General features: G+C 76.9%; 13 protein-coding genes. 5 read left to right on the top strand and 8 right to left on the bottom strand.

Annotated features, from left to right (window positions below; all coding sequences use genetic code 11):
* Both LFA75_RS00410 and LFA75_RS00415 read left to right on the top strand, forming a co-directional pair.
* Window positions 1–1,458, top strand: a 1,458-nt coding sequence (locus tag LFA75_RS00410; protein ID WP_318249948.1) for an ATP-dependent helicase C-terminal domain-containing protein, incomplete at its 5' end; no start/stop codon positions are given.
* Between the two features lie 46 nt (window positions 1,459–1,504).
* The gene (locus LFA75_RS00415; protein ID WP_225231807.1) at window positions 1,505–2,329 is read left to right on the top strand and encodes an HpcH/HpaI aldolase/citrate lyase family protein; all 825 of its coding nucleotides are present in this window, start codon (window positions 1,505–1,507) and stop codon (window positions 2,327–2,329) included.
* Window position 2,330: 1 nt separating this feature from the next.
* Here LFA75_RS00415 and LFA75_RS00420 read toward each other — a convergent pair whose 3' ends face one another.
* Window positions 2,331–2,987 carry a hypothetical protein gene (locus tag LFA75_RS00420; protein ID WP_225231808.1) on the bottom strand — a complete coding sequence of 219 codons (657 nt, stop codon included), beginning with the start codon at window positions 2,985–2,987 and terminating at the stop codon, window positions 2,331–2,333.
* A gap of 70 nt (window positions 2,988–3,057) precedes the next feature.
* Between LFA75_RS00420 and malQ the strand changes: the two genes are divergently transcribed.
* On the top strand, window positions 3,058–4,938 hold the full coding sequence (gene malQ, locus LFA75_RS00425) for a 4-alpha-glucanotransferase (protein WP_225231809.1): 1,881 nt from the start codon (window positions 3,058–3,060) through the stop codon (window positions 4,936–4,938).
* A 50-nt stretch (window positions 4,939–4,988) separates the two neighbouring features.
* On the opposite strand, the gene LFA75_RS24040 is transcribed toward malQ, so the two are convergent.
* Genes LFA75_RS24040 through LFA75_RS00445 form a run of 3 tightly spaced genes read right to left on the bottom strand, consistent with a single transcriptional unit; the run spans window position 4,989 to window position 7,014 of the window.
* Entirely contained in the window at window positions 4,989–5,492 is a 504-nt protein-coding gene (locus LFA75_RS24040; RefSeq protein ID WP_404820923.1) for a maleylpyruvate isomerase N-terminal domain-containing protein, read from the bottom strand.
* Window positions 5,396–6,043, bottom strand: a complete 648-nt coding sequence (locus LFA75_RS00440; protein ID WP_225231810.1) for a dihydrofolate reductase family protein — start codon at window positions 6,041–6,043, stop codon at window positions 5,396–5,398. Before LFA75_RS00440 ends, LFA75_RS24040 begins: the two co-directional genes overlap by 97 nt.
* A gap of 53 nt (window positions 6,044–6,096) precedes the next feature.
* Window positions 6,097–7,014, bottom strand: coding sequence for a LysR family transcriptional regulator (locus LFA75_RS00445; RefSeq protein WP_225231811.1), 918 nt, complete (start codon window positions 7,012–7,014; stop codon window positions 6,097–6,099).
* A 92-nt stretch (window positions 7,015–7,106) separates the two neighbouring features.
* On the opposite strand from LFA75_RS00445, the gene LFA75_RS00450 reads away from it, so the two are divergent.
* Window positions 7,107–7,961: an SDR family NAD(P)-dependent oxidoreductase gene (locus tag LFA75_RS00450; protein WP_225231812.1), complete on the top strand. Its 855-nt coding sequence runs from the start codon at window positions 7,107–7,109 to the stop codon at window positions 7,959–7,961.
* On the opposite strand, the gene LFA75_RS00455 is transcribed toward LFA75_RS00450, so the two are convergent.
* From LFA75_RS00455 to LFA75_RS00465, 3 genes are all read right to left on the bottom strand, one after another.
* A complete protein-coding gene (locus tag LFA75_RS00455) occupies window positions 7,916–8,809 on the bottom strand; it encodes an SDR family NAD(P)-dependent oxidoreductase (protein WP_225231813.1) in 894 nt (297 codons plus the stop codon). The genes LFA75_RS00450 and LFA75_RS00455 overlap by 46 nt on opposite strands.
* The gene (locus tag LFA75_RS00460; RefSeq protein ID WP_225231814.1) at window positions 8,806–9,558 is read right to left on the bottom strand and encodes an SDR family oxidoreductase; all 753 of its coding nucleotides are present in this window, start codon (window positions 9,556–9,558) and stop codon (window positions 8,806–8,808) included. Before LFA75_RS00460 ends, LFA75_RS00455 begins: the two co-directional genes overlap by 4 nt.
* Window positions 9,559–9,626: 68 nt before the next feature.
* Complete coding sequence (locus LFA75_RS00465; protein WP_225231815.1) at window positions 9,627–10,451, bottom strand: helix-turn-helix domain-containing protein; 825 nt, start codon at window positions 10,449–10,451, stop codon at window positions 9,627–9,629.
* Between the two features lie 64 nt (window positions 10,452–10,515).
* Here LFA75_RS00465 and LFA75_RS00470 point away from each other — a divergent pair, with 64 nt between their 5' ends.
* Window positions 10,516–10,716: a hypothetical protein gene (locus LFA75_RS00470; protein WP_225231816.1), complete on the top strand. Its 201-nt coding sequence runs from the start codon at window positions 10,516–10,518 to the stop codon at window positions 10,714–10,716.
* Window positions 10,717–10,719: 3 nt separating this feature from the next.
* Here LFA75_RS00470 and LFA75_RS00475 read toward each other — a convergent pair whose 3' ends face one another.
* The gene (locus LFA75_RS00475; RefSeq protein ID WP_225231817.1) at window positions 10,720–11,943 is read right to left on the bottom strand and encodes an MFS transporter; all 1,224 of its coding nucleotides are present in this window, start codon (window positions 11,941–11,943) and stop codon (window positions 10,720–10,722) included.
* Window positions 11,944–12,002: the final 59 nt, after the last annotated feature.

Below are 12,002 nucleotides of genomic sequence, written 5' to 3' on the forward strand. Positions count from 1 at the left end.
TCTCCGGCTCGGGTGCGGCCGGGCCGGGTCTACCGGCTGTGGTCGGAGGCCGAGCACGCCCGCCGCCCGGCCGCACCCGAGCCGGAGATGGCCACCGCCGACCTCACCCAGGTCGCGCTGGAGCTGGCGACCTGGGGCGCCCCCGGCGGGGTCGGCCTGGCGCTGCTGGACCCGCCCCCGGACGCCGCGATGGCGGTCGCCGGGCAGACCCTGCGCACCCTGGGCGCGGTCGACGACGCGGGCCGGGTGACCGACCGGGGCCGGCGGCTGTCCGCGGTCGGCGCGCACCCCCGGCTGGCCCGCGCGCTGGTCGACGGCGCCCCGCTGGCCGGCCGGCGCCGGGCCGCCGAGGTGGTCGCGCTGCTCTCGGCCGACAGCAGCCCGCGCTCCGACGACCTGGTCGCCGCGCTCCGCGAGGCCCGCGGTGGGCACGGGCCGTGGCGGGACGAGGTCTCCCGGCTGGAGCGCGCCGTCCCCGACGTCCGGCGGACCGACCTGACCGACGACCAGGCCGCCGGCCTGGTCACCGCGCTGGCGCACCCGGAGTGGCTGGCCCGCCGCCGGCCGCGCACCGAGCGCACCTACCTGCTGGCCGCCGGCACCGGCGCGGAGCTGCCGCAGGGCACCGCGCTGTCCGGCGCCGAGTGGATCGCGGTGGCCGCCGCCGACCGGGCGCCGGGACGGCGCGACGCGCGGGTGCGGCTGGCCGTCGCGGTCGACCAGGCCACCGCGCTGGAGGTCGGCGGGCACACCGACGGCCCGGAGGTCACCTGGCGGGACGGCGACGTGCGGGCCGCCCGTGTCGAGCGGCTGGGCGCGATCGTGCTGACCGAGCGCCCGCTGCCCGACCCGGACCCCGAGCTGGTCGCCGCCGCGGTGGCCGAGGGCCTGCGCACCGAGGGCCTGGCGCTGCTGCGCTGGACGCCGGCCGCGACGAACCTGCGGGAGCGCCTGGCCGCCGCGCACGCCGGGCTGGGCGACCCGTGGCCCGCCGTCGACGACGACGCGCTGCGCACCGCGCTGGGCGCCACGCCGCAGGTCCGGGCCGCCCGCAGCCGCGCCGACCTCCGCCGGCTGGACGTGGTGGCCGCGCTGCGGGCCCTGGTGCCGTGGCAGGTCGCCGGGACGCTGGAGGACGTCGTCCCCGAGAAGATCACCGTGCCCGGCGGCACCGGGCACCGGGTGGACTACGCCAACCCGGAGAGCCCGACGGCGTCCATGCGGGTGCAGGAGGCGTTCGGCTGGTCCGAGACGCCCACGGTCGCCGGCCGTCCGCTGCGGCTGGAGCTGCTGTCGCCGGCCCGCCGGGTGGTGGCCACGACCGGGGACCTGGCCGGGTTCTGGACCACCGGCTACCCCACCGTGCGCAGCGAGCTCAAGGGCCGCTACCCCAAGCACCCGTGGCCCGAGGACCCCGCCCGGGCGGTGCCGACCCGACGGGCCAAGCCCCGCCCCTGAGTGACAGCGGTCCTAGGGGGAGGATCGCCGCGTGCAGAGACGAACCGTGGAAGCCGACATCTCCCGCTCCTGGCTGCTGGTCAACGGCGCGCGGGACCACGCGGAGTTCGACTCCGCCCTGGCCTCCCGGGCCGACCAGGTCATCCTCGACATCGAGGACGCGGTCGACCCCAAGGCCAAGCCGCAGGCCCGCGCGTCGGTCGTGGAGTACCTGGGCACCGCCCGCGAGCGCTCGGCCTGGGTCCGGATCAACGACCACTCGACCCCGTTCTGGGCCGACGACGTCGCCGCCCTCGCCGGCCTGCCGGGCCTGGCCGGGGTGATGCTGGCCAAGACCGAGGACGGCAGCCACGTCACCGAGACCTTCGACCGCCTGGGCGGTGCCACCCGGGTGCTCGCCCTGGTCGAGTCCGCGCTGGGCATCGAGGAGTCCGTCCGGATCGCCTCGGCCCGCGGTGCGTTCCGGCTGGCGTTCGGGTCCGGTGACTACCGCCGCGACACCGGCACCGCCGCCGACGACCTGGCCATGGCCTACCCCCGCTCCCGCCTGGTCATCGCCAGCCGGGTGGGCAACCTGCCCGGCCCGATCGACGGCCCGACCGTCGGCTCCAGCCACGGCGTGCTGCGCGACGCCACCGAGGTCACCGTCTCCCTCGGCCTCACCGGCAAGCTCTGCCTGCAGACCGACCAGCTGCCGGTGATCAACGAGGTCATCTCCCCCACGCCCTCGGACGTCGCCTGGGCCACGGAGTTCCTCGCCGACTTCGAGGCCCGCGGCCAGGTCATCCGGGACGGCAGCGACCTGCCCCGGCTCGGCCGGGCCCGCAAGATCATGACGCTGGCGACGGCGTTCGGCGTCCAGCCCGCCTGAGTCAGCCCAGCAGCGCCAGGACCCCGGCGGGGTCGGTGGCGACGTCGGTGTGCGCACCGGCGCCGTCGCCGACCACCCGCCACCCCCGCCGGCCGGCCTCCGCCGCGTCGGCGTCGTAGGCCGGCGACAGGTGCAGGTAGGTGACCTCGCCGTCCGGCCACCGCTCGGGCACCGGCACGCCCTCGTCGTAGAGGTCCAGCGGCAGCGACGGCGCCTCCGCGGTGATCTCGGCGCGGAGCGCGTCGTCCGGGACGAGCTCGGCCATCGCGTCCGGGCCCCACCAGGTCGGCCACGGGGCGATCGCGCCGTCGCGGGCCAGCGCCGCCACCCGCGACCGCAGCTCGCGCGAGGGGTAGGTCGTGCCCGTCGCGGCCGGCACGACGGCGTCCACCCACACCACCCGGGTCGCGCCCACCGCGACCGCGACCTGCGGCAGCACCACGCCGGCGCCGGACCAGCCGAGGACGACGTCGGCCCCGCCCGGCACCGCGTCGGCGGCCGTGCGGGCGTACCGGTCCCACCAGCCCTCCGCCGTCTCGACGGCGGCCCGCAGGTCGGGGACGACGACGACCGCTCCCCCGGCCCGCAGCTCGGCGGCGAGCGGGCGCAGGGTCGCGGGGCCCAGCAGCGGCGGGTGGCAGAGCAGCCAACGGGTCATGTCGCCCATCCCACCGCGGACACGCCGACGCCGCCCGGCGGCCCGCGTCGGCAGCCCGGAGGATGGACGGGTGACGACGGAACCCACCCCACCCGTGACCGACCGCTGGGGCATCGACGCCACCTGGCTCGACGCCCTGGACACCGAGCACACCGTCGACCAGGCCACGATCGACCGGTTGCGCGAGGTGGTCGGCGAACCGCCGGCCGACCTCGAGGACACCGCCCCGATCGTGGCGATGCCCGGGGACGCCCTGGAGGTCGACCTCGCGCTGGTGGTCTGCGAGGACGGCACCAGCGTGGACGTCGACGGCGAGCTGCCCGAGGACATGCCGCTGGGGTACCACCGCCTGCGGACCCCCGACGGCGGCGACCGCCTGCTGGTCGTGCACCCCGGGCGCTGCTGGCTGCCCGAGGACCGCAGCTGGGGATGGGCCGTGCAGCTCTACGCCGCGCGCGGCACCGGGTCCGCCGGCATCGGCGACCTGGCCGACCTGCGCACCGTCCGCGAGCTCGCGGAGTCGCAGGGCGCCGGCTTCGTGCTGGTCAACCCGCTGCACGCCGTCGGCCCCGGCGCCGACCAGGAGGACAGCCCGTACCTGCCGGCCACCCGCCGCTTCCGCAACCCGGTCTACCTGCGCCTGGACGACGTCCCCGGCGTGCAGCTGACCGACTCCGACCGGGCCCGGGCCGCCGAGCTGAACGACGGCGAGCTCATCGACCGGGACGCCATCTGGGCGTTCAAGCGCGGCGTGCTGCAGCGCACCTTCGACGCCGACCCGTCGCCGGAGGGCTTCCGGGACTGGTGGTGGCACCAGGGCCAGCCGCTGCAGGACTGGGCGAACTGGTCGGCGATCGCCGACGAGCACGGCGCGAACTGGCCGGACTGGCCGGCCGACCTGCGCGACCCGCGCTCGGCCGCCGTCCGGGAGTGGTCGACCGCGCACGAGCCGCAGGTCGCCTTCCACGCCTGGCTGCAGTGGCTGCTGGACGGCCAGCTGGCCGACGCCACCGGCGACCTCACGGTGATCCAGGACCTGCCGATCGGGGTGTCCGGCGGCGGCGCCGACGCCTGGGCCTGGCAGGACGTGCTGGCCCAGGGCGGGGTCAGCGTCGGTGCCCCGCCGGACGCGTTCAACGCCGCCGGCCAGGACTGGGGCTCCCCGCCGCTGGTGCCCTGGCGGCTGCGGGCGGCGGACTACGCCCCGTTCGTGGAGTCCATCCGGTCGACCATGGCCGGCGCCGGCGGGCTGCGGATCGACCACGTGATGGGCCTGTTCCGGCTGTGGTGGGTGCCCGGCGGCGACCCGACGAAGGGCGCCTACGTGCGCTACCCGGCCGAGGACCTGCTGGGCATCGTCGCGCTGGAGAGCCACCGCGCGCAGGCCGTCGTGGTCGGCGAGGACCTGGGCACCGTCGAGGACGGCGTCCGGGAGGCCATGGCCGAGCACGGCGTGCTGTCCTACCGCCTGCTGTGGTTCGAGGACGACGCCCCCGCCGACTGGCCGGCCGCGTCGATGGGGGCCATCACCACCCACGACCTGCCGACCGTGGCCGGGCTGTGGACCGGCTCCGACGTCGCCGAGCAGGTCGAGCTGGGCACCGGGGAGCGCGAGCAGCTGGAGTCCGACCGGCAGCAGCTGCTCGCCCACCTCACCGGCCACCCGGACGGCCCCACGAAGAAGATGGGCGTGGCCAAGGCCGTGGAGCGCGCGCACCGCCTGCTGGCCACCGCCCCGTGCACCCTGCTCTCGGCGACCCTGGACGACGCCCTGGGCGTCGAGCGGCGGCCCAACGTGCCCGGGGCGATGCAGCGGCCCAACTGGTGCCTGCCGCTGCCGGTCCCGGTGGACCAGCTGGCCGGGCACCGCGGCGTGCAGACCGTCGCCCGGGAGCTCGGCCGCGGGCTGGCCCGACCCTCAGCCCGCGAGGCGCTCCCGCAGGAGGGGTAGTCCGTCGCCGGCCAGGTCGTCCAGGTGGGCGGCCCGGCCGGCGACGACCATCAGCAGCGACAGCGTGGGACCGGTGACCTCCGGGCCCTCGCCGGCGGCGAACGGCCCGTCGTCGGCCCGCAGCGCCAGGCCGGCCGCCGTGGTGCGGCCGGCCACCGTGAAGTCGCGGGCGACCGCGAACCGGAGCACCGCGGCCAGGGTGGCCGGGTCCGGGTCGTGGGCCAGGCCGAGGGGACGGCGGACCGGAACCGGGCACCGGCCATGCTGCGCAGCCAGGCGCCCCGGCCGAGGCTGGCCGCCGCGGTCAGGTGCGCCACGACCTCCTCGACGCCCCAGCCCCGGCAGAGGCTGGGCCGGCGCCACTGCTCCGGCGTCAGCGTCGCCAGGTCGTCGGCGAGCGCCGCCCGCTCCCGGGCGGCGGCCCGCCAGAGCTCGTCGTCGGTGGGCACGGGGCCGCTCACCGTCGCCACAGCAGGTGGTGCACCACCCCGCTGGTCGCGCTGGGCACCTCCTCGTGGTGGAACCGGTCGTCGAGCTCCGCCGGGGAGGTCCACAGCCGGCTGCCGGCGCCCAGCTCGACCGGGGCGACGGCGACGTGCAGCTGGTCGACCAGGTCGGCGTCCAGGAAGGCGCGGATGCTCTGCGCCCCGCCGCCGAGCCGGACGTCGCCCCCGCCGGCCGCGGACAGGGCCTGCTCCAGCACCTGCGCGGGTTCCCCGGACACGAAGTGGAACGTGGTGTCCGACAGGGTGAACGAGGGCCGCTCGTGGTGGGTCATGACGAACACCGGGACGTGGAAGGGCGGGTCCTCGCCCCACCAGCCCTGCCACTCCAGGTCGGTCCACGGACCCCGGTGCGGGGAGAACTTGTGCGCGCCCATGATCTCGGCGCCGATGCCGTTGCCGAAGTCCCGCACCAGCCGGTCGTCCAGGCCGCGGCTGCTGTCGAGCCGGCCCATCCCGGGCATGCTCGCCGTCGCCAGCGCCCAGGCCATCAGCTCGCCGGGGTCGGCGGCGCCGAAGGGCCGCTCCAGGCTCTGGCCCTCCCCCGCGCCGTAGCCGTCCGCCGAGACGGTGAAGTTCTGCACCCGCACCTGCTGCGCCATCTGTCCTCCGGATCAGGGGTCGTCGCGGGTCAGACTGCCGTGCCCACCGTGACTCATCGGTCCGCCGTCCAGGGCTCGGCCAGCAGCTCCGCGGTCCTGGTCAGCGCCTCGCGCACCGCGGCGACGGCCGGACCCGGCTCGTGCGCCCAGGCCAGCGTGAGCCGGCGCGGGCGGGGCACCGGCTGCGCCACCTGCACGGTCACCACCCCGGCGGGGACGGCCGCGGCCGCCAGCGCGGGGATGGACGTCACGCCGAGGCCGGCGGCCACGTAGCCCAGCCGGGTCGACCAGTCCCGCGCCCGCGCCGCCACGTCGGCCTCCGGCAGTCCCGGCCACACGCCGAACTGGGGCTCCCCCGCCTCGCCCTGGCCGACGACCCACCGCTCCCCGGCGAGGTCGGCCGGCGCGACCGGTCCGGTGCCGGCCAGCCGGTGGCCCGCGGGGACGGCGACCAGCAGCGGCCCGCTGGGCAGGGGTGCGGTGGCCAGGCCGTCGAGGTCGGCCGACCCCGGGTTCACGGCGACGACGCCCAGGTCGAGGCGGCCGGAGCGCAGCTGCCGCAGCTGGGCGGGGGTGGACAGCTGCCGGAAGTCGACGTCCACGTCCGGGGTGCTGGTGCGCAGCAGGGCCAGGGCCCGCGGCACCAGGTCCACGGCCGTGGTCGGGAAGCCGCCGAGCGCCACCCGGCCGCCGACCCGGGCACCGAGGGCGGCGATGTCCTGCTCGGCGGCGTCCAGCTGGTCCAGCACGACCTCGGCCCGCTGCAGCAGCGCCCGGCCGGCGGCGGTCAGCGCCACCCCGCGCGGCGCCCGCACGAACAGGGTCGCCCCGGCAGCGGTCTCCAGGGCGCGGACCTGCTTGGACACCGCCGACTGCGTGTAGCCCAGCCGCTCGGCCGCCGCGGTGAACGACCCGGACTCGGCGATCGCCCGCAGGGACCGCAGCGCCGGCGAGGACACGTCCAGGGTCACCGGGACCATCCTGCCCGCCATTCCGTCCGGGCATGGCTGCGGTGCCGTTCCCTCGCTGGTGCAGCCCCCCGTCCCGGACCGAGGGTGGGGGCATGCAGACAGCAGGGAAGACGTGGTTCATCACCGGGACGTCCACCGGGTTCGGCCGGCTGTGGACCGAGGCGGCGCTCGAGCGCGGGGACCGGGTCGTGGCCACCGCCCGTCGGCTGGACGCCGTGGCGGACTACGCCGACCGGTTCGGCGACGCGGTGCTCACCCTCGAGCTCGACGTCCGCGACCGGGCCGCGGTCCTGACCGCGGTGCAGCGGGCGCAGGAGCACCTCGGCCGGCTCGACGTGGTGGTCAACAACGCCGGCTACGGCCACTTCGGCATGGTCGAGGAGCTCACCGAGCAGGAGCTCCGGGACCAGATGGAGACCAACTTCTTCGGCGCGGCGTGGGTCACCCAGGCCGCGCTGCCGGTGTTCCGCGCGCAGGGCCACGGTCACCTGCTGCAGGTGACCAGCGAGGGCGGCGTCCGGGCGTTCCCGGGCATCGGTGCCTACCACGCGTCGAAGTGGGCGGTGGAGGGGTTGTCGGAGTCGCTGTGGCAGGAGGTCGAGGGTCTGGGGATCCACGTCACCAACGTGGAGCCCGGCCCCTATGCGACCGACTGGCTGTCCCGGGGATCGCGGACCAGTGCGCCGCTGCCGGCCTACGACGCCGTCCGGGCGGCCGCCGAGGGCACCTTCGAGGTCGGTGACCCGGCGGCCACCCGGGCCGCGCTGCTCCGGGTGGTCGACGCGCCGGTGCCGCCGCACCGGGTGTTCTTCGGCCGGTCCTTCACCGACGTCGCCGCGATCTACGCCGACCGGCTCGCCACCTGGGCGGAGTGGGAGCCGGTCGCCCTGGCGGCCTTCGGTCAGCCGGTCGGCCCCAGCAGGTCGGCCAGCCCGATCCGGCCGTAGAACTCCCGGCGCACCCGGTCGCCGACGGCGTTGACCTCCTCGGCTCCGTCGTCGGCCGGGTCGACGTGCACCCGGTAGGGCCGGCGCCCCGGCTCGGCGTCGACGGCGGCGACGACCGCGCGGGCCACCTCGGCCGGGTCGGCGTCGGGCGGGGACAGCTCCGCCAGCTTCTGCCCCACCTGGCCCATCAGCCCGGCGTACCGCGCGTCGTAGGCGGCGGCCACCTCGGCGTCGGCGGCCTGCCCGGCGTTGGCGAAGTGGTTCGTGCCGCTGGTGAACGACCCCGGGACGACGATCGTGGTCTCGATGCCGAAGCGGACCAGCTCGGCGGCGTAGCTGACCGCCAGGGCGTCCTCGGCCGCCTTGGCCGCGAAGTACGGCGCCAGGTACGGCGGCGTCCCCCCGCGGGTGCTGGAGGACCCGATCCAGACCAGCAGGCCGCTGCCCTGCGCCCGCAGGTGCGGCAGCGCGGCCCGGTTGACCCGCTGGGTGGACAGCACGTTGACGTCGTAGGCCGCGGCCAGCTGCTCGGGCAGGAAGGCCTCGGTGGGGCCCAGCACCATGTGCCCGGCGTTGTGCACCACGACGTCCAGCCGTCCGGACTCGGCGAGCACGCGGGCCACCCCGGCGTCCACGGAGTCCTGGTCGGACACGTCGAGCTCGACGGCGCGCAGGTCGACGCCGTGCTCCGCGGCGTGCGCGTCGAGGTCGGCCACGGCGGGGGCGTTGCGGGCCGTGGTCTGCCGCACCCCGGCCCACACGGTGTGCCCGGCGCCGGCCAGCGCGCGCACCGTCATCGCGCCGAAGCCGCTGGAGGCGCCGGTGACCAGGACCACCTGCGCGGTCACCGGGCCACCCCGCCGTTGACCAGCAGCACCTGGCCGTTGACCCAGCGGCCCGGACCGGCCAGGAACGCCACGGTCTCCGCGATGTCCTCGGGCTGCCCCAGCCGTTCCAGCGGGGGCGCCGCGGCCAGCCGGTCGATCGTGGCCTGGTCCTTGCCGTCCAGGAACAGCGGCGTCGCGGTCGGGCCGGGGGCCACCGCGTTCACCGTGACGTCCCGGCCGCGCAGCTCCTTGGCCAGCACCATGGTCAGCGCGTCCACCGCGCCCTTGGTGGCGACGTAGGCGGCGTAGCCGGGCAGCGCCAGCGACGTCACCGAGGTGGAGAAGTTGACCAGCGCTCCCCCGCGGCGCAGCCGGCGGACCGCCTGCTGGTCCACCACCACGGTGCCGCGGACGTTGGTCCGGTGCATCCGGTCGAAGTCGGCGAGGTCCAGGTCGGCCAGCGGGGACAGCAGCATGATGCCGGCGGCGTGCACGACGACGTCCACGCCCCCGTACAGCTCCTCGGCCCGGTCGAACAGGGCGCCGACCTCGGTCTCGTCGGCGACGTCGGCGCGGTGCGCGGTCGCCGTCCCGCCCTGTGCGGTGATGGCGGCGACGACCTCGTCGGCCCGCTCGCGCCGGCCGGCGTAGGCGACGACGACGGTCATCCCGTCGGCGGCCAGCCGCCGGGCGACGGCGGCCCCGATGCCGCCCGACGCCCCCGTCACGACGGCCACGCGTGGTCCTGGTGGCTGCTCAGCTGTGGTCATGCCCCGACGCTAGGAAGCCCGCGGGCGCTCCGCTTCCACCCGGTTGCGCCGTGCTTCCACCCGCTTGCTCAGGTGCTGGCGCGGAACCGGGTCGGTGTGGTGCCCACGTGCCGGGTGAACGCGGTCGTCAGGTGGCCCGGGCTGCTGAAGCCGCACGCGTAGGCGATGTCGGTGACCGACCGGCTGGTCGTCCGCAGCAGGTGACCGGCCTCCTGCAGCCGGGCCGCGGCCACGAAGCGCATCGGCGTGGTCCCGGTCTCGGCGCGGAACACCCGCAGGAAGTGCCAGGGCGACAGGCCCGCGACGGCGGCCAGCTCGGCCAGGGTCAGCGGGTCGGCGAGGTGCTCGCGCACGTGGGCCCGGACCGCCGCGGTCCGCCGGACCTCCCGGGCGGGGGCACCCGCGCCGGGGAGCCCGCCGTACCGGGTGAGCAGGTGCACCGCGAGGTACTGGGCGGCGGCCTCGGCGTACATCTCCGGGGCGCCGTCGGCCCGCGCGCGGGCCAGCCCGCCCACCAGGGCGGCGGTCACGTCGTCGTCGTCGCGCAGCAGGTCGAGCTCGGGGACGGCCGCCCCCGGCCGCAGCTGGCCGGCCACCGCGCGCAGCGTCGTCCCGGGCAGCTGCACCTGCAGGGTGACCACCGGGTCCGGCGAGGTGGCCCGCCAGCGCAGCCGGGTCTCCCGGCCCGGCGCGGTCAGGCTGACCGTGCCCGGACCGTGCTCCGCCGAGCGCCACCGCCCGCCGCCGGCGGACTCGATCCGCTTGCGGCCGCGCTGCAGGACCACCACCCGCTGGACGTCGGCCCCGGCGATGCGCAGGTCCTCGGTCTCGGCCGGGTCCTGCACCCGCCGGACGTCGAGGGCCCGCCAGGTCGCTGCGGGGGTACCGGGCACCCGCACATCCTCCCGCGCCGGGCCCGGGTGTGGCACCCCCACCGGCCGGGGAAGGGACGACGGCATGACCAGCCCCGAGAACACCCCGCACCTGGACGACGTCATCGACCCGACGGAGAACGCACCGCGGGACCGGCAGGAGCACGCCAAGGACCCGCACCTGGCCGACGAGGTCCTCGAGCACCGCACCGAGCAGGAGCGCCAGGCCGTGGGCTCCGACGACGCCGCGCCCAGGGGCGCCGACGAGCACGACGCCACCTCCTGAGCGCTACCGCGCGGTCGGGTCCAGCGACCTCGTCCGGCCCAGCGCCAGGGTCAGCAGCAGGGTGGCCAGGGTGAACCCGCCGGCCAGCAGGGCCACCGCGGTCCACCCGCTGCCCTGCCAGGCCTGGCCGGCCAGGGTGCCGCCGATCGAGGACCCGACGTAGTACCAGAACGAGTACAGCGAGGCCGCCTGGCCGACCGGCCGCCCGCCGAGCGCCGCGCGGGCGGCCACCCAGCCGCTGGCGACCGCGTGCGCGGCGAAGAACCCGACGGTGAGCACGCACAGCCCCAGCACGAAGCACCACAGCGGGCCGAGCAGGGTCAGCGCGAGGCCGGCGCCCATGACCAGCACCGAGACCGGGACGACCAGCCGCCGGCTGGACCGGTCGGCCAGCCACCCGGCGGTCGGCGAGCTGGCCGACCCGAGCAGGTAGGCCAGGAACACCAGCGAGGCCAGCGCCGGGGTCAGCGAGTACGGCGCGGACTCCAGCCGGAACGTGCCGGCGTTGTAGACCGCGACGAACGCGGCCATGAGGAATGCGGCGACCGCGTAGAGCATCAGCAGCGCGGGGTCGGTGAACGCACTGCCCAGCGAGCGCAGCAGGGACCCCGACCGGTCCACCGGGCGGAACCGGCGCGGGGCCGGCAAGAGCACCCGGACGGCGACCGCGCACGCCACGCCCAGCACCGCCACCCCACCCAGGGCGACCCGCCAGCCGCCGAGGTCGGTGAGGAACCCGCCGAGCAGCCGGCCGGTCAGCCCGCCGATCGCGTTGCCGGCGATGAAGAGCCCGATGGCCCGCGAGGTCACCGTGGGGTGCAGCTCCTCGCGCAGGTAAGCCACCGCGACCGCGGACAAGCCGGCCAGGGCGAACCCCTGGGCACCGCGCAGCACCAGCAGCACCGGCCAGGTCGGGGCCAGCGCGATGGCGACCGCCAGCACCGCCGAGGTGGCCAGGCTCAGCTGCAGGATCCCGGTGCGCCCGCGCCGGTCCGAGAGCGGGCCCAGCACCAGCAGGCCGACCGCCAGGGCCACCGTGGACACCGAGATGGCCAGCGTCGACCCGGCCGGGGTGACGTCGAAGGCCCGGGTCAGCTCGGGCAGCAGTGCCTGCGGCTCGTAGAGCATCGCGAACACCGCGATGCCGGCCAGGAAGATCGACAGCGACGCCCGGTGCAGCCCGCGCTCCCCGGCGCGGTGGCCCTCAGGGAGCTCGAGGGCGGTCACCGGCACGGGCCCACCCTGCGGCAGCGACCACCCGCAGGGCCAGCCGGGGTCGCCCATCT

The sequence above is a fragment of the Klenkia terrae genome (assembly GCF_900491935.1).
In the GTDB taxonomy this organism is placed as follows: Bacteria; Actinomycetota; Actinomycetes; order Mycobacteriales; family Geodermatophilaceae; genus Klenkia; species Klenkia terrae.